Origin of the sequence: Methylobacterium sp. J-048, from assembly GCF_022829515.1 — a bacterium.
In the GTDB taxonomy this organism is placed as follows: Bacteria; Pseudomonadota; Alphaproteobacteria; order Rhizobiales; family Beijerinckiaceae; genus Methylobacterium.
In genome coordinates this window covers 33,638-55,642 of record NZ_JAKSYL010000227.1, presented here as the reverse complement: position 1 = coordinate 55,642, position 22,005 = coordinate 33,638, and the positions used below count along the sequence as shown (strand labels likewise).

At 70.4% G+C, this 22,005-nt stretch carries 18 protein-coding genes; 3 read left to right on the top strand and 15 right to left on the bottom strand.

Features of this window, described 5'->3' with window-relative positions; all coding sequences use genetic code 11:
• Nucleotides 1–11 precede the first annotated feature (11 nt).
• Nucleotides 12–479, bottom strand: coding sequence for a Cu(I)-responsive transcriptional regulator (cueR, locus tag MKL09_RS22465; RefSeq protein ID WP_244023856.1), 468 nt, complete (start codon nt 477–479; stop codon nt 12–14).
• Entirely contained in the window at nt 476–2,977 is a 2,502-nt protein-coding gene (locus tag MKL09_RS22460; RefSeq protein WP_244023854.1) for a heavy metal translocating P-type ATPase, read from the bottom strand. Before MKL09_RS22460 ends, cueR begins: the two co-directional genes overlap by 4 nt.
• A gap of 371 nt (nt 2,978–3,348) precedes the next feature.
• On the opposite strand from MKL09_RS22460, the gene MKL09_RS22455 reads away from it, so the two are divergent.
• Entirely contained in the window at nt 3,349–3,951 is a 603-nt protein-coding gene (locus MKL09_RS22455; protein ID WP_244023852.1) for a glutathione S-transferase family protein, read from the top strand.
• On the opposite strand, the gene MKL09_RS22450 is transcribed toward MKL09_RS22455, so the two are convergent.
• The 11 genes from MKL09_RS22450 to MKL09_RS22400 all read right to left on the bottom strand — a co-directional run bounded on the left by MKL09_RS22450 (nt 3,942) and on the right by MKL09_RS22400 (nt 16,436).
• Entirely contained in the window at nt 3,942–5,207 is a 1,266-nt protein-coding gene (locus MKL09_RS22450) for an ATP-binding protein (protein ID WP_244023850.1), read from the bottom strand. The genes MKL09_RS22455 and MKL09_RS22450 overlap by 10 nt on opposite strands.
• 22 nt (nt 5,208–5,229) lie before the next feature.
• The gene (locus tag MKL09_RS22445) at nt 5,230–6,318 is read right to left on the bottom strand and encodes a lysylphosphatidylglycerol synthase domain-containing protein (protein WP_244023848.1); all 1,089 of its coding nucleotides are present in this window, start codon (nt 6,316–6,318) and stop codon (nt 5,230–5,232) included.
• Nucleotides 6,319–6,463: 145 nt separating this feature from the next.
• Entirely contained in the window at nt 6,464–7,087 is a 624-nt protein-coding gene (locus tag MKL09_RS22440) for a uracil-DNA glycosylase (protein WP_244023846.1), read from the bottom strand.
• Nucleotides 7,077–7,835, bottom strand: coding sequence for a PIG-L deacetylase family protein (locus MKL09_RS22435; protein ID WP_244023845.1), 759 nt, complete (start codon nt 7,833–7,835; stop codon nt 7,077–7,079). Before MKL09_RS22435 ends, MKL09_RS22440 begins: the two co-directional genes overlap by 11 nt.
• A 183-nt stretch (nt 7,836–8,018) precedes the next feature.
• Nucleotides 8,019–9,257: a glycosyltransferase family 4 protein gene (locus MKL09_RS22430; RefSeq protein WP_244023843.1), complete on the bottom strand. Its 1,239-nt coding sequence runs from the start codon at nt 9,255–9,257 to the stop codon at nt 8,019–8,021.
• 148 nt (nt 9,258–9,405) lie between these two features.
• Complete coding sequence (locus MKL09_RS22425) at nt 9,406–10,278, bottom strand: sugar phosphate isomerase/epimerase family protein (RefSeq protein WP_244023841.1); 873 nt, start codon at nt 10,276–10,278, stop codon at nt 9,406–9,408.
• Complete coding sequence (locus MKL09_RS22420) at nt 10,275–11,876, bottom strand: YcaO-like family protein (RefSeq protein WP_244023839.1); 1,602 nt, start codon at nt 11,874–11,876, stop codon at nt 10,275–10,277. Before MKL09_RS22420 ends, MKL09_RS22425 begins: the two co-directional genes overlap by 4 nt.
• A gap of 225 nt (nt 11,877–12,101) precedes the next feature.
• Nucleotides 12,102–13,097 (bottom strand): Gfo/Idh/MocA family protein, encoded by a 996-nt coding sequence (locus MKL09_RS22415; protein ID WP_244023837.1) that lies wholly within the window; start codon nt 13,095–13,097, stop codon nt 12,102–12,104.
• On the bottom strand, nt 13,097–14,278 hold the full coding sequence (locus MKL09_RS22410; protein WP_244023835.1) for a class I SAM-dependent methyltransferase: 1,182 nt from the start codon (nt 14,276–14,278) through the stop codon (nt 13,097–13,099). The genes MKL09_RS22415 and MKL09_RS22410 overlap by 1 nt, the downstream gene beginning before the upstream one ends.
• Nucleotides 14,279–14,340: 62 nt before the next feature.
• A complete protein-coding gene (locus MKL09_RS22405) occupies nt 14,341–15,246 on the bottom strand; it encodes an HD domain-containing protein (RefSeq protein WP_244023834.1) in 906 nt (301 codons plus the stop codon).
• The gene (locus MKL09_RS22400) at nt 15,246–16,436 is read right to left on the bottom strand and encodes an inositol-3-phosphate synthase (protein WP_244023832.1); all 1,191 of its coding nucleotides are present in this window, start codon (nt 16,434–16,436) and stop codon (nt 15,246–15,248) included. The genes MKL09_RS22405 and MKL09_RS22400 overlap by 1 nt, the downstream gene beginning before the upstream one ends.
• Nucleotides 16,437–16,790: 354 nt before the next feature.
• On the opposite strand from MKL09_RS22400, the gene MKL09_RS22395 reads away from it, so the two are divergent.
• Entirely contained in the window at nt 16,791–18,077 is a 1,287-nt protein-coding gene (locus tag MKL09_RS22395) for a transglycosylase SLT domain-containing protein (RefSeq protein ID WP_244024013.1), read from the top strand.
• Between the two features lie 12 nt (nt 18,078–18,089).
• Here the strand turns inward: MKL09_RS22395 and MKL09_RS22390 are convergent, their stop codons facing one another.
• Nucleotides 18,090–19,709: a DHA2 family efflux MFS transporter permease subunit gene (locus tag MKL09_RS22390; protein ID WP_244023830.1), complete on the bottom strand. Its 1,620-nt coding sequence runs from the start codon at nt 19,707–19,709 to the stop codon at nt 18,090–18,092.
• Nucleotides 19,710–19,714: 5 nt separating this feature from the next.
• A complete protein-coding gene (locus MKL09_RS22385) occupies nt 19,715–20,974 on the bottom strand; it encodes an HlyD family secretion protein (protein ID WP_244023828.1) in 1,260 nt (419 codons plus the stop codon).
• A 199-nt stretch (nt 20,975–21,173) separates the two neighbouring features.
• On the opposite strand from MKL09_RS22385, the gene MKL09_RS22380 reads away from it, so the two are divergent.
• On the top strand, nt 21,174–21,833 hold the full coding sequence (locus MKL09_RS22380) for an HdeD family acid-resistance protein (RefSeq protein WP_244023826.1): 660 nt from the start codon (nt 21,174–21,176) through the stop codon (nt 21,831–21,833).
• The last annotated feature ends 172 nt before the right edge of the window (nt 21,834–22,005 follow it).

Genomic DNA, 22,005 nt, shown 5'->3' with positions numbered 1-22,005 from the left:
TCCGAAGCAGATTACACCATCCCGCGCGCACGTCGCCGCTCAGACAAGCCGCGCATCGCTCGCCGCGGCACAGGTGAATGGTCCTCCGTCGCAAGATCATCCAGGATCGGGCATTCGGGCCGCTCGTCGCCACAGCAGCTCTCGGCAAGGCGCTCCAGGGTCCGGGCCATGCCCTCCAGCTCGGCGATGCGGCGGCGCAGATCCGCGATCTGCTCCTCGGCGATCGCCTTTACGCCGGCGCTCGGCCGGGCGCGGTCGCGCCAGAGTGCCAGCAGGTCCGCGATGGCCTCGACGCTGAAGCCGAGGTCGCGGGCGCGGCGGACGAAGCGCAGGGTGTGCAGATCCGAGTCGTCGTAGTGGCGGTAGCCCGCCTCGGAGCGGGTCGCGGGCGGCAGCAGGCCGGTGGCCTCGTACCAGCGGATCATCTTGGCCGAGACGCCGGTGCGCCGCGCCGCCTCGCCGATCGTGATCGCGCTCATGCGGGCCTCGGCGCAAGCGCGGTCGCCTCGGCGGGTGCGGCCCTTTCGCCGGCCCGGCGCAGCCGCAGAGCATTGCCGAGGACGAAGACGCTCGAGAACGCCATGGCGCCGGCCGCCAGCACCGGCGACAGGGGCGGCCCGCCGAACGGCACCAGCAGCCCCGCGGCCACCGGGATCAGCGCAGCATTGTAGGCGAAGGCCCAGAACAGGTTATGGCGGATATTGGCCATCACCGCCCGCGACAGCGCCATCGCCTCGACCAACGCCAGCGGATCCCCCGACATCAGCACCACGTCGGCGCTAGCGACGGCGATGTCGGTACCGGTGCCGATGGCAAGCCCGACATCGGCTTCAGCCAAAGCGGGCGCGTCGTTGATGCCGTCGCCCACGAAGGCCACGGGCCCGTGCGCCGTCCGGTACCGTTTGAGCGTCTCGACCTTCCCGCCCGGCAGGATCCCGGCCGCGACCGCGTTGATACCTAGAGTTTTGGCGATTCCGGCGGCGGCGCGAGGGTCGTCGCCCGTCACCATCGCGACCACGAGACCTTGAGCCTTCAGCGCCGCCACGGCCTCGCGGGCACCCACCTTCACCGAGTCGGATACGGCCAGCAAGGCGACGTGGCGGCCGTCGAGGGCGAGATGGATGGGGCTCCTGCCCGCGCCGGCCAAACGTTCGGCCTCTGCGACCAAGCCCGGGTCCCGCGCGATCCCGAGCCGATCGAGATAGCGCGGCGCGCCGAGGGCGACGCTCCGGCCCGTGACCCGGCCGGAGACGCCGAAACCGTCCAAAGCTTCAAATTGCTCCGGATCGGGTACGGCGAGGCCCCGGTCCCGCGCGGCTGCAACCACCGCGCCGGCCAGCGGGTGCTCGGACCGGCTTTCCAAGCCGGCCGCCAGCGCCAGCACCGCGCCCTCCGCAACGCCCGCGCCGACGAAAAAATCGGTGACGCGCGGCCGGCCCTCGGTGAGGGTCCCGGTCTTGTCGAAGGCCACGACGCGCACGTCGCGCAGGCGTTGCAGCGCCGCGCCGTCGCGGAACAGGATGCCACGGCCCGCAGCACGGCCGTTCCCGACCATGATGGCGGTCGGCGTGGCCAGCCCCATGGCGCAGGGGCAGGCGATGATCAGCACGGCCACGGCGTTGACCAGGGCCGGCCCGAGGGCTGGCGCCGGGGCGAAGGCGAGCCAGCCCAGGAAAGTCGCCAAGGCGATCCCGATCACCGCCGGCACGAAGCGCCCGGTGACGCGGTCGACCAGAGCCTGGATCGGCAGCTTGCCGCCCTGGGCGCGCTCGACCAGGGCGGCGATCTGCGCGAGCACGGTGCCAGCGCCGACCGCATCGACCCGCAGGTCGAGGCTGCCGCGGCCGTTGAGGGTGCCGCCGACCATCCGGTCGCCCGGCGACTTGCGCACGGGTGCGGGCTCACCCGTGACCATGCTCTCGTCGATATGACTCGTGCCGGACACCACAAAGCCGTCGGCGGCGACCCGCTCCCCGGGGCGGACCCGGACGACGTCGCCGACACGGAGCGCGGCGAGCGGCACCTCGACCTCGGCACCGTCTCGGATCACCCGAGCGGTCTTGGGCGCGAGATCCATCAGCTGGGCGATGGCCTGTCCGGTCCGGCCCCTGGCCCGGGATTCCAGCGTCCGACCGAGAAGGATCAGCGTCACGATCAATACGCTGGCCTCGAAATAAAGATGGGCCGCGCCGGCCGGCAGCAGGCCGGGGACCAGGGTCGAGACCAGCGAATAGAGGTAGGCGGCCCCGGCCCCGAGTGCGACGAGAGCGTTCATGTCCGGGTGGCCGCGCAGCAGCCCCGGTACCCCGCGCCGGAAGAACCGTCTGCCGGGCCAGGCGAGGACCAGGGTCGCCAGGGCGGCCTGGACCAGGGCCGTGACCGCGCCGCCGTGCAGGTTCGGCAGGATGTGACCACCCATGTCGAGCACGACCACGGGTGCGGAGAGCAGCGCCGCAACGATGAGGTCGCGGCGCAGGGCGCGGCCCTCGGCCTCCTGCCGGGCGGCCGGGTCGATCCGCGGCCCATCGTCGAGGGGTCGGGCCTCGTAGCCCGCCGCTTCCACGGCCCCGACGAGATCGGCGACCGTCAACACCCCCTCCGGATGGCGGATCGCGGCCTGGCCGGTGACGAGGTTGACGCTGGCCCCGCTCACGCCCGGCACCGCAGCGAGGGCCCGCTCGACGCGGCCGACGCAGGAGGCGCAGGACATCCCCTCGATGGCGATCCGGCTCTGCGTCTCCGGGACCGGGTAGCCGGCATCGGCCAGCGCCGCCGCGGCATCAGCCGGGCTTGCGCCGCCGCCGAGAACGAGGCTGGCGCGGTGGGTGGCGAGATTGACTGCCACGTCGCGGGCGCCGGGCAGCGCCTTGAGGGCGCGCTCGACCCGGCCGACGCAGGACGCGCAGGACATCCCCTCAACGGGGAAGCTCAGGAAGACGGGTTCGGGCACGGGGGCGGTTCCGATCGAAGCAGCCATGCCGGCTCAGATGGGGCTTCCCATCATGGGAAGGTCAAGGGCTGCCCGACGCACATTGTCGAATCACGATGCGCCCGACAGAGTTGACTGTCGCAGGCCCGCAACCGGATTCGCCTATCGGGCTGGGCCAACACGCGGGCAGGTGTAGCGCAGGTCCCCTCTCCCGTGCGGGAGAGGGACAGGGTGAGGGATGCGACCTCTCCGGACAAACCTGGCCCCTCACCCCAGCCCTCCCCCGCACGGGAGAGGGGGCGCGTCGAGCCTCGCTCAACGCGTTGTGTGAACATCGCAGCCCGTGCAGGACAGGATATCGATCACATCGTATGCAAGGCGATATGTGAACCGTGCCACCCAGGTCTGCGAGGGTGCCAGTGACCGAACCCCTGACCATCTACGGCGATCCCGGCTCCGGAAACTGCCTGAAGGTCAAATGGGTGGCCGCCCATCTCGGCATTCCTTCGGTCTGGCGCGACGTCGATGTGCCGGGCGGAGGGACGCGCGAACCGGCGTTTTTGGCGCTCAACCCCGCCGGCCGGGTGCCGCTGGTCGTCTTCCCCGACGGCGAGACGCTGTCGGAGTCGAACGCGATCATCATCCATCTGGCCGAAGGCTCGGCGCTGGTGCCTGAGGCGGCGCGCGCCCGCGCCCGGATGCTGCAATGGATGTTCTGGGAGCAGTACAGCCACGAACCCTACATCGCGGTCCGCCGCTACCAGCTCCTCTACCTCAAGCGCGCCCCGGAGGAGCTCGACCCGAAGCTCGCGGAACGCGGTGAGGACGCGCTGCGGCTGATGCAGGGGACGCTCGAACGCTCCGCCTTCATGGTTGGCGACGCGCTGACGCTCGCCGACGTAGCTTTGGTCGCCTACACCCGCATGGCCCACGAAGGCGGCTTCGACCTCGCCCCATACCCGGCTCTCCGTCCCTGGATCACCCGCGTCGAGACCGGACTCGGGATCGGCCCCTACCTCTGATCGGCTGCGCGCGGCAGCTCGGCGACGGCGCCGTATTCCGGCAGGCTGACGCGCACGATGGTCCCCTGGCCGACCGTGCTCTCGATGGCGAGGCGGCCGCGGTGGCGGTTGAGGCTGTGCTTGACAATGGCGAGGCCGAGCCCCGTCCCGCCGCGGGCACGGCTGGAGGCCACGTCGACCCGGTAGAAGCGCTCGGTCAGGCGCGGGATGTGCTCGGGTGGGATGCCGGGGCCGTCATCCGTCACCGACAGCACGATCCGGCGGCCGAGCCGGGGATCGTCCTCCCGGCTCAGGCCGACGCCGACATGGCCGCCGCCGTACTTCACGGCGTTCTCGATCAGGTTCTCGATCACCCGAGCGAGTTCGTCGGCATCCCCGGGCACCGGATACGGGCCGTCGCCGTCCGCGAACTGCACCGTGGCGCCCCGCGCCTCGGCGGGTGGCCCCTGCGCGTCGACCATCTGACGGGCGAGCGCACCGAGATCGACCACGGTGGTCGGGGCCACGTGCTCGCGCAATTCGATCCGCGACAGCGACAGCAGGTCGTCGATCAGCCGGGTCATGCGCAGCGCCTGGACGCGCATGATCTCGAGAAAGCGCTCGCGCGCCTGCGCATCGTCGCGGGCCGGCCCCTGCAGGGTCTCGATGAACCCGATCAGGGTGGCCAGCGGCGTGCGCAGCTCGTGGCTGGCATTGGCCACGAAATCGACCCGCATCGCCTCGAGGCGGCGGGCCGAAGTCAGATCGCGCAGGAACAGCACGGCGCTGACCCCCGACCCGTCCGGCATCGGCAGGGCGCCGATCTGGACCTCGAAGGTGCGCTCCAGCGGGACCCGGGTCGAGAGCGCGACACGGCGGGGCAAGCCGGAACTGAGGACCGCTTCGACCCCGTCGAGAACCTCCGGGCTGCGGAGCGCGAAGGATAGGGGCCGGGCCTGATGCAGGGCCGGCAGCAGCGCGCGGGCGGCCGGATTGGCCTCCACCACCAGCGTGCGCCGGTCCACGAGGATGACCGGGTCCGGGACATGCGCCAGAAGCGCCTCGGCGATCGCGTGGCGCTGGGCCGTTGCCGCCGGCCGTGGCGGCGGGGTTTCGCGGCCGCGCCCTCCGAGCCAGCCCCCGAGGCAGACCGCGCCGAGGCCGGCGAGGATCAGCGGAAGTTCGAGACGACCGGACAGCGCGACGGCGCTGCCGAAGAGGCCGGCGGCAATCGCGGCGCCCATCCAGGATTGGGAACTGCGCGGGCGGTCGGACATGGTCGACGCCGTACCGAACCAGTCAGCGGGAGCCGGTATCGTCGGGCCGTGGGCGCCCGGACGGGCCGGCAACGCCCTCGGGCGGTCCGGGATCGCGCGCGCCGCCGGCACGCTTCACGATCTCGTAGAGGCCGAGCATCGCCAGCGCGGTCATGAACGGCACGACGTAGTAGCAGCCCCGGAACAGCAGCAGCGAGGTCAGCACCTCGTTGCGCGGCAGGCTCGACAGGGCGAGCAGGACCGTGGCCTCGAACACCCCGATCCCCCCTGGGGCGTTCGAAGCGATGCCCAGCATGGCAGCCAGGACGTAGATCGCCAGGAAGGTGGTGAAGCCCAGATTCATCCCCTGCGGCATCAGCACGTACAGCACGGCCGCCGCCGCGCAGACATCGCCGATGCCGACGAGCATCTGGCCGATCGAGACCGACGCGCCCGGCAGTTCCAGCCGCCACTGCTTGACGGTGATGCTGCGCTTCTTGGCCGAGACCCAGGCGAGGTAGCCGAGCACCATGGCAAGCGCCGCAAGACCGACGCCCTGGTTGATCCGGATCGACGTGAAGGCGAGCCCGGCGAGCTGGCCGGCCTCGATGATCAGGCTGAGGCCCAGCACCACGCCCATGCCGAGCCAGAAGGTGAAGCCCGCGATGACCGTGAGCGCCGCGATCTTGGCCGTGGACAGGCCCTGCCGGGCGTAGATCCAGTAGCGGATCGTGCCGGCGGTCAGCAGCGGGAAGCCGAGGGTGAAGCTCACCGCGTAGCTGGTGAACGAGGCCAGCGCGGTGATGCGGTAGGGCACCTTGATCCGGAGCTGGCGCAGGGCCAGCGCGTCGTAGCCCGTAAGGAACAGGTAGCTGATCCCGACGAACAGGAAGGCGAGGCCGAGCTGCTCGGCGGTCGCCGCCGCGACGGCCGCCCGCACCTCCGCCCAGCTCACGCTCTGGACGAGCTTCCACAGCACCCCGAGCGAAACCGCGAACAGCACGATGCTCGCGGCCGTGCCGATCCAGGCATAGCGGCCGCGCCAACTCTTCCGCGCCGTGCTTACGGTGTCGTCGTGCTCGACCGGCTCGACCGGTTCCGCCGGCCCCCGGTGCTGTCCCTGAAAATTCATGCCGTTCGGCGTCCGCCCTGCCGGCTGCGCGGTCCAGCCGAAGGCCCGCGCCGGTGCCGGATGTTCCCGGACCGCGGCCCGTTGCCTCGCATGTAGGCCGAACGGGCGCTCAAGGCCAGGGAAGGCCTGGTCTGAGGCGGGGACGCTATCCGCGACGCAGGATCGCCGCCGCTTCCGACAGCCCGCGACGGATCCGCGCCGGCACCTCCGGCGCAGTGCAGACATAGGTCGGGCTCGGATGGGGGATCGCGATCAGCGGCAGGCCCGGGCGTAGGGCCGCGATCGCCGGTGCCGCCCCATTGGCGTAGCGGCCGGCGAGCACCGCCACGGTCAGCCGCGGCAGCAGGTCCAGGAGCGGCGCGAGATAGGGCGCGGCCGCAATGATTTCCGCCCGGCGCGGCGCCCGGTTCAGGGCGCCCTCTGCGTGGATCAGCCAGGGCACCACGTTCCAGATCAGTGTGTCGCCCCGCGGGATGCCGGACTCTTGGAGGAAGCGGAACAGGTTGGCTGCCGTGCCGTTCGCGCTGTCGCGGGTGACGAAGCCGGTGCGCAGCACCGCCGGCCCCGGCGTCTCCAAAAGCAGCAGCATCCGCGCTGCGACGCCGCCGTCCAGGGGATCGGGGACCGGGACCGGCGCGCCCCGCTCTGCAGAAATCCGCTCGGCCAGCGCCCGGATCGGGGCGATATGCGGCGCGGCGATCAGCGCGCGGCGGGCGGCCAGTGCCCCCGGATCGGCCAGGGATTTCGGCGCCCGCGGCTCAAGCGGCATCGAGGCCTGGGATCGCCACGTCGAGCCGGCCCGTGAGGCGGAAGCGCTCGGTCCCCTCCTCCCGTGCGAGCCGCGCGTCGAGGCCGGCCACGCCGCCGAACTGGAAGCCGATCTGGCTCGCATAGGCGGCGCAGGCGGCGCGTTTCCGCGCCTGGGCCTCGGGATCGAGGACCATCCGTTGTGTCGGCAGGGCGGCGAACAGCTCGGCCAGGGGCTCCCGGGGCGCGGCCTCGCGGACCGTGTAGGGAAAATCGCGCCACCACAGGATCGGCGCCGACACGGCGAGGCTGGTCAAGGCGCGAACCGCCTGGACGTGATCGACATGGCCGCCGACCGCCTGCGGTGCGAGGATGAGATCGGGGTTCTCCGCGGCGATCAGTGCGGCCAATGCCGGCGCCAACGCGGCCGCGATGCCGTCATCGGTGCGGGTTTCCGAGAACAGCTCCGGCGCGGAGCCGTAGCCCCGGTGCGGCGCTTCCCGGAACGGCAGATGCCGGAGCGGCGCGATCCCGAGTTCCGTGGCGGCGCAGACATCCTCGGTGCGGCGCAGGGCCATATAGTCGATCCCGGCCGGCAAGCCCTTGTCGAGCTGGCAGGCGAGCGCGAAGCCTTTCGGGCCGGCGACGCTTTCGGTGAACAACGTCGCCATCACCACGTGCCAGCCCTCCCGCGCCAGGCTGGCCAGCAGGCCACCGCAGGAGAAGGCCGCATCGTCGAGATGGGGCGAGAGGGCGAGGGCGGTGGGCATGGTTTGGCGCCTATCGGCTTGCAATGTCCCACCCTCCCCTTCGTCCTGAAGTGCCGGAGCGCAGCACAGGCCTCGAAGGAGGGCTCCGGGGATCGCGCGGCCGGCGGGAGGGCTCCTTCGAGGCGGCTTCGCCGCACCTCAGGATGAGGGGGAGGATTGGCGTATCGCGGATTTGGCCGGCCTTCAGAGCAGATGCGGCTCGGCGCGGAAGCGGCAGGTCGGGTCCTCGGGCAGGTCGACGGAAAAATCCGTGGCCGGACGCTCGTGGCGCACGCCCGCGTAGACCTCCATGATCTGGCGGCCAACGGCGCTCCAGGAATAGACCCGGCGGCACTCTTCCAGCCCGGCCGTCGCCAGCGTGTGGCGGAGTTCCGCATCGGTGACGATGCGAGTGAGCGCGGCGGCGAGCGCAGGGATGTCGCCCGGATCGACCAGCAGGCCGTTTTCGCCGTCGCGCAGGCAATCCGAGACGCCGACCGCGTGGCAGGAGACCACCGCGAGCCCGGCCGCCATCGCCTCCAGGATCGTGTTGGAGAAGCCTTCCGCATAGGTCGGCGACACGAACACGTCGGCGCGGCGATAGAGATCCGGGACGCGGCCGTATTCGGCGTAGCCGGTGAAAGCGATGTCCCGCGGCGAGAAGGCGAGGTCCGCGGCCAGCGCCTGGGCCGGCTCCACGTCCGGCCCGATCCCCGAGATTGTGGCGGCAAACGGCGTACCCTGCTCGCGCAGGATCGCCAGGGCGTTGATGAAGTCGAGCACGCCTTTCCGGCGGTCGACCCGGCCGTGGTAGAACAGCCGGATCGGGCCGGCATGCGGCGCCGGCAAGCCGTCCTGTGTCCCTTGCGCGAACCGTTCGGTGTCGACCGCGCCGGGTACGATGGTGAAGCGGGCCGGATCGGAGCCGAGGCGCTCGCAGACTTCGTCCACGAAAGACGCGCCACCGATCAGCAACGCGTTGGCGTGGGCCAGGACTTCGCACATCGCCACCCGGTGGGTCTCGCAGCAGGAGCCGACCCAATGGCCGTCGCCGCCCTGAATCGAGACCACGCTCGGCACCCCGAGTTTTCTGGCCGCGAGCAGGACCGCCCAGCCGGTGGGATAGCCGTATTGCGCGTGCAGCAGGTCGAACGGCGCCTGCGCGTGCTCCCGCTCGATCGCCTCGACCATGGTGGCGATATCGCGCTCGAAATCGCCCGATGTTTGTTCGCCGAGCTGCTCCAGGCCGATCACCCGCACGCCCGGCACGGCCGGCGGCGGGCCGCCGCCATAGACCCGGGTCCCGAAGGCATCGCCCCGGTACTGCGAGATCATCGTCACGTCGTGGCCGGCCCCGACCAGCTCGCGCAGCAGGTTCTGCGCGTAGACGCTCATGCCGGAAATCGCCGGGAAGTAGCGGCGGCTGAGGAAGAGGATTCTCATCGGGGGACGCCGGATGACCAGGATCCCCTCCCCCTTGCGGGGAGGGGTAGGGGTGGGGGTGGCGCAGACGGCACCGTGTCGCTCGATCCTGCGCCACCCCCACCTCCGGCTCCTCCCCGCAAGGGGGAGGAGAGAGGCGCGTGTCCCATCACTGCCATTGCCGCCGCGTCTTCTGCTCGCTGGCGAGTTCCGGGCCCGGGCGGCGGCAGCCGCGCAGGTAATCCAGCGCCTGCGGGATCATCACGTCGGCCCGGTGGCTCTCGCGGGAGAGCTCGACGCAGACCAGCTTGCCGAAGCCGATCTCCTCGAGCGCCTCGAGCACGCCCGGCACGTCCATGTCCCCCTCGCCGAAGGGCAGGTGGATGTGGCTGCCGCGCTTCATGTCCTCGATCGCCACGGTGCCGATCCGGTCGGCGAACTCGCACACGGCCGCGGCCGGCTCGCGCTCGCCGGTGACGAGGCAGTGGCCGGTGTCCAGGGCGAGCTTCAGCCCGGGAACGTCGAGAGCCGCGTAATCGTCCAGGGTCTCGATCAGCATGCCGGGCTCGGGCTCCAGGCACGGCACCACGCCGGCTTGGCTGGCAAAGGCCGCGACCTCGTGCAGCCCGTCGACCAGCCAACGGCGGGCCTCGTCATGATCCACACCGGGCTGGGGCACGCCGGCCCAGAACGACACCGCCTCAGCCGACAGGATCGCGCCGATCTCGACGGCGCGTTTCAGGAATCCCACCCGCCGGGCGCGCCCGGCTGCATCCGCCGTGACCAGGGTCGGCTCGTGCTTGGCGTTGGGGTCGAGCAAAAAACGGGCGCCGGTCTCGATGACGCAGGCCAGCTCCAGCCTCTCCAGCAGGCTCGCGACCCGGCCAGCCTCGGCGGCCCAGCTCTCGGCGAACGGGTCAAGGTGGTGAATGTCGAGGGTCAGGGCGACGCCGTCGTAGCCCGCCGCCTTGATCAGGTGGATCGCGTCGTCGAGGCGGTGGTTGGCCGCGCCGTTGGTGTTGTAGGCGAAGCGGAGCGTCACGCCGCCCTCCCCTGCTTCTGGGCGAGCCGGAACGGCGCGTGGTGCGATTCCGGTTCGCGGTAGAGCGGATAGTGCCGACCGACGATCTGCTCGGCCAGCGCGATGTCGAACAGGGGTTGGCCGCCGAAGCGCTCCAGGGCCTCCGGGGTGAGGCGCACCGGCCGCAGGGTCTCGCTCTCGGCGCCGAAGCGGATCAGCGGGTGGTCGCGCTCGATGAGCTTGCGCGTGTTGCGCTCGCCGATCCGGTAGTAGCTCATCGTCTCGACTTCGAGCCCGGGCACGATCGCCTTGACCACGCCGACGCTGCCGCCGAGCGGCGAGCAATCGACGTAGAGCAGGTCGAACCCGGCTTCGGTGAGCCGGTCGCAGGCGATCTTGCCCCGTGCATGCCCGTCGGCCGCCTCGGTGGAGGGCAGCTCCGAGAACCGCTTGGTACTCCGCTGGCTGTACACGGTGTCGGCCAGCACGGTCCGGAGATCGGCGGTTGGCATCGCGATCCAGTCGAGCATCGCCTGGAGGGCACGGCTCTCTTCGAGGTCCAGGCTCGGCAGCGCCTTCTGGATGAACGCATCGACGTAGCCGGGCGGCGTCACCGTGGCAGCGAGGTCCAGCGGCCCGTGCCCGAAGGTCTTGCGCACGCGGGCGGCCTGGAATTCGAGCAGCGCCTTGCGCAGGGCCCGCTCCCGGTCCGGATCGCAGGCCTCGCCGCAGGCCGAGAGGGCAATCGGCGCGGGCGCCCGCGCCGGATCCGCGTCGTAACCGACGACGTAGAGGTTGGTCAGGCCGAACTGGTCGGTGGCGAATTTCGGCAGGGCGCGGATGCCCAGCTCGTTCAGCCGGGCCAGCATCGCGGCGTTCTCCGGCCCGATCCCGTCGAGATCGAGCATCACGCCCTGGTCGAGGGCGCGGAACAGCAGGCCGTTGCCGTCGCGCTGGAGCAGTTCGAGCACGCCGTGGCCGAGCGCGAAGGGCACGTCCGGCCCGGCGCCCAGGCCGTTGGTGATCAGGTTGGTGAAGGGCTTGTAGCCCTCGGACAGCTCGAAATAATCGGTGGCGGCGATATCGAGCGGCATCAACACGATCTCGCCGGTCCCGTGCCGGACCGCCGGCGTCCATTCGAGCACCGTGTCCCGGCCGACCGGCGAGCCCGCCGGAAGGCACAGGGTGAGCGGGTCGGCGACCGACTTCGCCCCGTAGACCCGCACCAGCTCGGAATAGCTCGCCCGCTCCTTGGCCCGGGGCAGCACTGCCAATGACGGCATCAGGTTTTCGGCGATCTCCGCCACGGCGCCGATCAGCGCCTCGTCGTCGGTGGCGCCGTAGCCGATACCCGACGGCATGGCGCCGACGAAGAACGGATCGTCGAGGAACAGGGCCACGAACCAGACCGGGATGCCGGTGCGATCCAGCGGCGCCAGGGGGAAGCCGACGATCCGCCCCTCCGGCAGCACGTCGAGATAGGCCCGCACCGGGTCGGGCAGCGACGCCGGCAGCCCCTCGATCCGGCGCTTGGCGCCGAAGCGGTAGGGGCGCGGCGCCTTGATCCGGTCGTGGCGGGCGCGGTCGTCCTGGTCGTGAGAGGCGTCTGCGTTGGTCAAGTCGTGTTCCCGTCTACCTCGGACCGCTTCGCCACCCCATCCCACCCATCTCCCTCATCCTGAGGTGCCGGAGCGCAGCAGAGGCCTCGAAGGAGCCCTCCAAGACAGCGCAGCGCCCCCTGGAGCCCTCCATCGAGGCCCGCTGACGCGGGCACCTCAGGATGAGGGTGGGGGTGGGAAATCCCAGGGGTTGGCTCGGCGATCGGTCATCCTGTCGTGTGCTCGCTACCCAAGCCCGTAGGCACGCGCGACAAGTTGCATCGTGTGCAGGTCGCGCATGGCGGAATAGGCACTGCGCTCCTCGGGCCGGCGCAGGGCCGAGCCGAAGGCGCGCACCTGTTCGGTGAAGGGCGAGCATTCGGTATCGAAGGCCACCGGCTCCGTGCGTCCACTCAAGCCATCGGTGAAAGCCAGGGAGCCGCCGGCGGTCTGGCCCATCGTGTTCTCGGCGACAAGCATGCCTTTCGTTCCGACCACCTCCAGGCGGCGGCGGGGCAACGCGTCGGGGCAATTGTAGGCGACGTGGAGGCTCGCCAGGGCGCCCCCGGCGGTGCGGCCGATCAGCAGGGCGCCGTCATCGACCGCATAATCCTGGGCGCGGCTCTGGGTCAGGGCGGCGATGTCGGCGATCGGCTCGCCGAGGAGGAAATCCACGAGGTCGAGGCCGTGGGGGGCGAGGTCCATGAGCGCGCCGCCGCCGGCCTGCGCGGCGTCGATCCGCCAGTTGGGCTGGCCGGCCTCCGACCAGTCGCGCCCGAGCCAACAGGCATAGACGATCCGGATCGCCGTGACGGTGCCGAGCCGGCCGGCCTCTATCTGGGCACGGATCGCCCGGTGGGCCGGATGGTGCCGTTGGTCGAAGGCCGTGCCGTAGAAGATCTTTTTGGATTCGACCGCCTGCATGATGGCCTCGGCGTCGGCCAGGGTGGCCGCCATCGGCTTCTCGCACAGGATCGCCTTGCCGGCGGCCGCGAGCGCCTCGACGGCGCCCCAGTGCAAGTGGTTCGGGGTCGCCACGTAGACCGCCTCGACGTCCGGCTCGGCGAGGAGTCCGGCGAGGTCGGCATGGGTGCGGGCGCCCTCGCGTTCCGCCGCCGCCCGGCTGGCCGGGTCGGGATCGCAGACCGCCACGAGCCGATGCCCGGCGGCCCGGATTCCCGGGGCCATGTAGTCGCGGGCGACCCAGCCGTAGCCGACGATTCCCCAGCCGACGGCATCCATCACCAGCGCTCCGGAAGATCGACGAATTCCCGGGCCCGGACCCGCTGCGTCTCGGCACCGTCGATGCGGCCGTCGAAGGTGATCTGCTCAGGCGCCGACGTCTGCAGCGGGTAGGTGGCCCGGGGGGCATATTCCTCGCGGTAGCGGTCGGAGGGCCAGTGGATCGCGTGGCCGTCGCCCTCGGGCTGGTACAGCGGGTTGAGCCGCATGATCGTCCCGGCCTTGGGCAGGGTCAGGCCATCCACGACCGCGCGGGGCGCCGGGCGCATGCCGGGGCCGGCCACCACCGAGAACGCCTCGCACCTCTGCAGGGCAGCCGGCTCCTGGGGCACCGGTGCCCGAGCCTCGACCAGGGCGCGGGTCAGCTCCGCGTCGTCGTACACGAGGGCGTCGGGAAACAGCTCGGCGATCTCCTCGGCGGTGACAGCCCGGCCGGCGGAAAAGCCCGGGCACTCGCGATTGTGGATGTGGCTGAGGGCCAGCCAGCCGTCGTCGCCGGCGTTCTGGCGCAGGTTCTCGAGCAGGGCCGCCTTGTCGTCGAGGAAGTAGAAGGCGTCGTTGCACACCACGAGATCGACGGGCGCACCGGGGATCGGCCAGTGCGGCGAGCCGGCATCGAAACAGACGAGCTGCGGCTTGGGGCCGACGACCCAGTGGCGGGCGACCCAGAGCTTGGCGAAGACCACGTCGGCGCCTGCGGTCTTGCAGCCGCGGCGTTCGAGCTCCCGCAGGTAATGGCCGATCCCGCAGGCGAACTCGAAGACGCAGCGCGGTTCGTTCCAATGCGCTTCGAGCAACGTCAGACCGGCCAGGAAGGTCGGGTCGCTCCAGCGGTGCAGGAAATAATCGCCGACGCGGCCCCAGCCGAGCCGGTCGACCGCGTCCCTCAGGGTCGCGTGGCGACGGTCCTTGATGAGCTGGATGATCCCGGCCGGGTCAGCCGGAGGACCGTTCCACCAGTCATCCTGATCCGTCAGCAGGGCGGCCAGCGCCTCGTCGGGCTCACCCGCGTCGAGATGGGCCAGCACCCGCTCGACCAGCGCCTCGCGGCCGACCCGCAGGTAGGGAATGCCGTCGATGACGGGCCAGCGCGCGCCGGTGCCGGCGTCCCGCAGGGCGTGCGGCGCGTCGGGCTTCAGCGCGTTGCCGGTGGACGGCGATATGAGTTCGAACGGGATCATGGGCTCTCGGAACCGCCCCGCCAGATGGGCGACCTGGTCTGACGGACAACGCGGCTCTGGTCCTAAGGGATGCGCATGTCGCGCAGGACACGGTCGTGGAACCCCTTCACCGGTCCGGCATGGACCAGCTCCCACTTATCCAGCACAGCGGCCATCGTGGTCGATGCGCCCCGCAGATGCTGGGCGATCTGCAGGACGCGGTCGACGCAATCCGCGGCATGGAAGGCGCGGCCCTCGGCGGTGGCGTCGTCCGGCAGCACCGCACGGGCGCGCTCGACGTGACCGCGCAGGGGGGCGTCGAGTTCGGCCATCGCCCAGCCGGTGGTGACGGCCATGATCAGGCCGAGATGGTCGCCGAGCAGCATCTCGCCGGTGAAGCCGGCATCGGGCATCGCCGCGTTGTGAAAGTGATGCGCCATCGCGGCCAGAAACACGGTCCCGGGATCCGCCCGGTAGAATGGGCTGAGGCAAACGGCGTAGACCGCCACAATCAGGCAATGCTCGGCGTGGTTCTCGGGGGGCTCCAGCAGGATCCGGGCCCGGCCGGGACAGGTCACCCCAGCCCGCGGCTGCTGGGCCAGCGCCGCCACGAAGGCCGGCAGAGGGCCGGGCTGGCCGGGCGGACGCGGCGCGAGCCGGCCGCGCAGGCGATCCCGAAGCATCGGATCGAGGTCGCCGGTGACGGCGTCGAAACCAGCGACCAGCACGGCGGAGGCGGCCGCATCTGAGAGGCCCGCGGCCGCCAGGAAGGCGGCGTCGAGGTCGCACAGGCGGGTTGCCGCGAGCGTCGTCGCGGTGATGTCGAGGGCGACATCCTCGGCCGAGGCGCCACCGGTGAGCAAACTCCACCCTTGCGCGAACAACCGCTCGGCGATCGACCCGTCGCGGCCCGCCGAGCGGACACGCTTGAGATCGTTCATCTCGACGAAGAGTTCGCGCAAGGCAACCGGCGCCGCGGCATCGGACATCAGTGAACGCCGAGCCAGTCGAGCAGCATCGTCACCTGCTTGCCGAAGGCGTGTTCCGGCCCGCGGCCGTTCTTCACCATCGGCGCCTTGAAGAAGGTCGAGAGCTGTTCCTGCACGCCGCCGTCGCCGCGCTTCTTCGCCAAGTCGAGCACACGGGCGATCTCGATCACCAGCGGCGCGGCCAGAATCGAGTCCTTGCAGAGGAAGTTGACCTTGATCTGCATGCGCTGGCCCATGAAGCCAGTGACGTCGATGTTGTCCCAGGCTTCCTTGTCGTCGCCGCGCGGGCGGTAATAGTGGATGTGCACGAGGTGGTCCTCGACCGGGTAGCCAAGGATCGAGTCGAGCACCGTGCCCTTGGTGTTGAGCTTCGACTGCAGCGAGTTCGGGTCGTTCAGAGCGAGCCCGTCACGGTTGCCGAGGATGTTGGTCGAGAACCAGCCATTGACGTGGAGGGCGCGGGCCTTGAAGGCCGGGGCCAGCACCGTCTTCATCATGGTCTGGCCGGTCTTGCCGTCCTTGCCGGCCACCGGGACGTTCATCTCCTTGGCCAGTTCGAGCAAGGCCGGCACGTCGGCGGCGATGCTCGGGGTGAAGTTGGCGTAGGGGATGCCGCTCTTGATCGCCGCATAGGCGTAGAGCATCGCGGGGGAGATCGACTCGTCGCTGGAATCCAGCCCCTTCTCGAAGGCGTCCGAGGAGTTCAAGGTCGGGTCGGACAGGTCAGGCCAGCGCTCGGTGGAGGCGAGGTTCACGACCACGACCTCGTCGAGGTTGCTCTCCTGCCGGAAGCGCCGCAGATCGTTGGCGATGATCGAGACCGCCTCGCGGTGGCCGGCGGCGACGATCCGGTTGCTGCCGTCGATGTTCTTGCAGAACTTGGCGCTGCCAACCGCCGGCCAGGGCGTGATGCCCTTCAGCGCCTGGGCACCGTCCTCGATGTCGTCCTTCGACAGCACACCGTGACCGGCCGCGGCCGAGGCGAGATCGTCGCCGTTGAGGTCCCAGCCGCCGAACACGAGATCCTTGTAGTCGGCCATGCCCGCCACGGAGAGGCCGGCGAGCGGCAGTCCGTCGAGCCGGTTCGAGCCGGACTTGATCATCTCGATGCCGGCGATGGCGGTGGTGGCGACGGCACCACCCATGCCAACGAAGGCGACGCCGACACGGCGACCGGTCTGCATGCTCATTGGTAAAAACTGTCCTTGTGGGGACGCGGATCGCGTATTCGGCGGGTCGCGTCTTGGGCGGGTCGCGTCTTGGAAACGATTAGTCGATCCCCGGGGCGTTATTTAACTGGCCCGATCGTGGCCCGTTCCAACCCGAATGCGACAACGTTGCGCCCGGTCGGCCCGATCAGTGGCCGGATCAGGGCGTGGCGGCGGCCCCGAGAAGCCGGATTAACCCTTCGTTGACCGTGCCACGCTTGAATCACGGAGCCGTCCCATTCTGGTCACGGCCGGCGCCGATAGGGCCGCCGCTCCCAGGAACCCTGCCGCCAGACGCCGGGCCGATACGAGGGACGATCTAGAAAAGGACCGATGATGGGGGTTTTCCCGGAGCCGGCGCGTTGCGCCGACGACGTGAGCCGACTCGTGCCGACTGCACCGAATGGCACGGGCTGTTTCGACACCGAGACCGTGGCCTGGCTGCTGCGGCAAACCGATGGATTTCACCGCGAAGCCGGAGGCCGGTCACTTCGCCGCACGGGCCACATCCGCCTGCGCCGCCTGATCGGAACCTTGGCCCTGAGCGTCGCCGCCGGGCTGGTCCTGCCGCAATCGGCCTTCGCGCCGGCTTTCTTCGCGCCCGCCGCGCAGGCCCACGACCGGATCGACACCAGCCCGCGCGCGGCCCAGGTGCAGGCCACCGAGGCCGACAGCGGCTGGATGCTCGCCGGCGGTTCGCACCAGGGATTACGCGCCGCCTTCTCGGACGCCACCCCGGCGGAGAGCCCCGACGCCTGGACCGGCTTGCCGATCGAGGATCAGGAGCCGGCGACCACCGCACTGATCCAGGACGACCTCGCGACCCTGCCGCGGGTGACCCAGGAACAGGGGGAGGATTCGGTCCGGTTCGGCGAGCGAAGCGTGCCGCGCAAGGTGGTCGACACGATCGTGAAGGCCTCCGACGAGGCCGGCGTCGACCCGGTCTACATGATGGCGCTGGCCGACAAGGAATCGAGCTTCGACACCGATGCCAAGGCCGGGACCTCCTCGGCGCAGGGCCTGTTCCAGTTCGTCGCCCGGACCTGGCTGGAGATGATCCGCGATTACGGCGCCCGCTACGGCCTTGGCGAGGAGGCCGCCGCCGTGAAGGGCCGCGGCACGGCGATCACCGTCGCCGGTACGATGCGCGCCCGCGTGCTCGGCCTGCGCAACGACCCCCGCGTCGCCGCGCTGATGGCAGCCGAGCTGATCAAGCGCGACCGCGAGCGGATCGAGGCCAAGGTTGGACGGGCGCTCACCACCACCGAGCTGTACCTCGCCCATTTCCTCGGCAGCGCTAGCGCCGGACGTTTCCTGTCGCTGTCTTCCGAGAAGCCCGACGAGGTGGCGGGGCGCGAGTTCCGCAGCGCTGCCCGGGCCAATCGCAGCCTGTTCACCGAGAAGTCCGGCGGCAAGCGCCGCAGCCTGACGGTGGCGGAGCTGCACGGTCGAATCGACGGCATGATCGACCGCCGCCTGAACCGCTACCAGGGCGTCGTCGCGGTGGCAGGTGCCGCCGACAAGGCCCCCGCCCCGACCGAGACCGCGGCCAACGAGGCCGGACAGGCTCTCGACAGCCGTCGCATCGAGGTGACGGAGGCGCTGCCTCCGGACGGCGTCTGATGCCAGCGCGCGTCAGTGCCCGCCCGCCGGTGCGCCGCCGCCGAGCTTGACCGATTTCAGGCTCAGGGCGAGCGGCACCGCGCAGGCTGCGACCAGGCCCAGCACCCAGAACACGTCGATATAGGCCCAGTAGGCCACCTCGGTCTGCAGCACGCTGCCGATCCAGGCGGTCGCCTGGCCCTGGGCCTCGACGCCGGCATAGCCATGCTCGGAGAAGTACTGCGTCGCCTGGCGCATGGTCTCCTGGTAGGCCGGCGCCGACGGGTTGACGCTCTCGACCAGCCGGCTCTGATGGAACTGGCTGCGATAGGCCAGGATGTTCTGGGCGAGCGAGACGCCCAGCGAGCCGCCGACGTTGCGGGCGACGTTGATCAGGGCCGAGGCCTGGTCGGTCTGGTCCTTGCGCAGGCCTTCGTAGGAGGCCGAGGTGATCGACAGGAACACCATCGGCAGGCCGATGCCGATATAGACCCGCGACCACGCGAAGAACGCGAAGGTGGTCGTCCCGTTGAGCCGCGTCAGGTCGTACATCCCCAACGCCACGATGGTCATGCCGGCGGCGATCAGCCATTTCGGCTGCACGTAGGCCGAGGCGCGGCCGGTGAGGAACATCATCACCACCGTGACGATGCCGCCTGGCCCGAGCACGAGGCCCGACAGGGTGGCGGTGTAGCCGTAATATTCCTGCGTGATCTGCGGGATGAACTGCGTGGTCGAGATCAGGATCGCCCCGGTGAACATCATCACCAGGAAGCAGGAGCCGAACTGGCGATTGCCGATCAGGCGCAGATCGACCGCGGGATTCTTCTGGTTCAGGAGCCACGGGATCATCGCGATGAACGAGACGACCATCAGCACGCCGGACACGTTCATCAGCGTCGAGGTACCGAACCAGTCCTTCCGCTGGCCCTCGTCGAGGATCACCTCCAGGGAGCCGAGGAACAGGGCGACCAGCAGGAAGCCCACGATGTCGAACCGGATGCCCTTGCGCACCAGGGCGCGGCGCTCCTTCTTGGCCGCCTCGCTGTCCTCGATCAGCCAGTACATCAGCCCCAGCGCAATCACGCCGATCGGGCCGTTGATCAGGAAGCACCAGTGCCAGGAGGCGTTGTCCGAGAGCCAGCCACCCAGCGTCGGGCCGATCACCGGTGCAACCACGATCGCGACGCCGTAGAGCGCGAAGGCCTGCCCCCGCTTCTCAGGCGGAAACGAATCCGCCAGGATCGACTGCGCCAGGGGCGCCATGCCGCCGCCGCCGAGACCTTGCAGCACCCGAAACAGCAGCAGCGATTCGAGGCTCCAGGCGAAGCCGCACAGGATCGACGCGATGGTGAACAGGCCCACCGACCACATGAAGAACGCCTTGCGGCCGTAGCGCTTCGCGAGAAAGCTCGACGCCGTCAGCGTGATCGCGTTGGCCACCAGGTAGCTGGTCACCACCCAGGCCGCCTCGTCGGGCCCGACCGCGAGACCACCGGAGATGTAGCGGAGCGCCACGTTGGCGATGGTGGTGTCGAGCACCTCCATGAAGGTCGCCAGCGCCACCACGCCGGCGATCAGCCACGGATTGTGGCCGCCCGGCGCCTTGGCGGCGGACGATTTGCCGGCGGAGGCCCGGCCGGGACCGGCCATCGCGGTCACCGCACCGTGATGGTGGGAACGACCGACATGCCGGGGCCGATCGCGACATCCGTCGGCCAGTCCTTGACGACGATCTTCACCGGAATGCGCTGCGTGACCTTCACGTAGTTGCCGGTGGCGTTCTGGGCCGGAAGCAGGCTGAAAGCGGTCCCCGAACCCGGCTGGACCGAGGCCACGGTGCCGTGGATCGTCCGGCCCGGATAGGAATCGATCACGAGGTCCGCTGGCTGGCCGGGACGCATGTCGGTGATCTGGGTCTCCTTGTAGTTCGCCGTCACCCAGATGTCGTCCGGCACGAACATCGACAGGCTCTGCCCGGCCTGCGCCAGCGCCCCGATGCCGCCGGTCAGCCGCACGACGCGCCCGGGTTGCACGGCCTGGATCGTCGTGTAGCCGAGGTTCAATTCGGCCTGCTCGACCTGCGCCTTGTCGCGGGCCATCTGCGCCTGGGTCGATGCCTTCTGGGCCTCGAGCGAGCCGATCTGCTTCTGCGCCGCGACGACGCTGGCACTGGCGCTCTGCAACGCGGCTTGGCGCTGCTGCAGCGTCGAGGTCGCCGACTGGGATTGCTGGACCGAGCCCGAACCACGCTCGGCGAGGTCCTTGTAGCGGGCTGCATCCTCCTGGGCGAACTTCAGCGCCGCCTCCGCGGTGGCGACCTGAGCCTTCGACACGTCGATATTGGCGTACTGGGCCTGGATCTGCGCATCGATGTTCTTGATCGCCGCCTCGTCGGCCACGACCTGTGCCTTGGCCTGTTCGAGGGCGATCCGGTAGTCGCGCTGGTCGATCTGGAACAGCATCTGCCCGGCCTCGACATGCTGGTTGTCGGTGACCGGCACCTCGACCAGATATCCGCCGACCTTCGGCTGGACGGAAATGCTGCGCGCATCGACGAACGCATCGTCGGTGCTCTCGTAGGGGTGCATGTACAGGAGCCAGTAGAAGAACACGCCGATGCAGAGGGCGACCACCGCGAGCCCGCCCAGGAGGAACGCGACCGGGTGGCGGCGCAGGATATTCGGACGCTGCTCCTCGTCCTCCGGCTCGCTTTCCTGCTCGGGATCGTCGTCCGGGGCGCTCTCGCTCTCACCCTCCTGGGCGGGCTTGCGCGCAGTCTCGCCCTCCGGGTGGGAGCCGCTGCGGCCGAGATCCAAGATGTCGCGATCGGGCGGCTCGGCTTGGCCCCCGGCTTGGCCCTCGACCGGCAGAGGGCGTGACGCAGGCTCGGCGGCCTGCCGGTGATCGTCAAACATGGCGTCTCATCACCATCGGATGGGCCGGCCGCCGCGCGGCGGCCGGGCCGTACTCATGCCCGCCTCGGTCAGCAAAAGCCGGGGGCCGCGGCAAGGTTCCAATGGGTGCAGGGCTGCGTTCAGGAACGCTTGTCGCAGTGCAACGTTCTGCGGGCGGACAGGCCGGGCACGCGCGCCCGGCGCGTTTCGGAGTTCCGCCATGACCAGCACCCCATCACCGACACCGCAGGGCTCAGGCTTCGGTTCCACCGCGACGTCGCCCTCCGGTATCCCGCTCACCGGTGCCGCCCGCCTCGACGCGATGAGCGCGTCGCTCGCCCGGAACTGGTGGCTCGTCGCGTTGCGCGGCGTCATCGCAATCCTGTTCGGCATCGTGGCCTTCGCGGCCCCCGACGCCTTCGTGCTCTCGCTGGTGCTCCTGTTCGCCGCCTACACGCTGGTCGACGGCCTCTTCGCCATCGTCGGCGCGGTCCGGGCCGCGCAGCGGCACGAGCGCTGGGGCTTCCTGCTCCTCGAAGGCATCGTCGACATCATCGTCGCCGTGGCCGCCGTGCTCGTGCCGGGCGCCGCGGTCTGGGCGTTCGTGCTGCTGCTCGCCGCCTGGGCGCTCGTGACCGGCGGCCTGATGATCGCCGCCGCCTTCCGGCTGCACCTGCATTACGGGCGCTGGTGGCTCGGGCTCGGCGGTCTCGTCTCGATCCTGTTCGGCATCGCGCTGATCCTGGAGCCGGGCATGTCGGCCCTGGTGCTGACCTGGTGGATCGGCGCCTACAGCTTCGCGTTCGGCGTGCTCCTGCTGATCCTCGCCTTCCAGCTGCGCAGCCGGCACGGGGCCGCCGGACAGGTGGCCGGGCGCTAAACCGGCGCGGCGGCCCGGTCCGGTTTCGGGACCGGGCCGCGTGGCCCGCGTCACACGGTCGAGCCTTGATCGTTGCCGGACTCGGGCGTCATCCCTTTGACTGCGGGACTTGCCGCCGAATGCGGCCTAGAACGCTCCCTCGACCGGAACGTCCGGTCCCGGAACACGCATC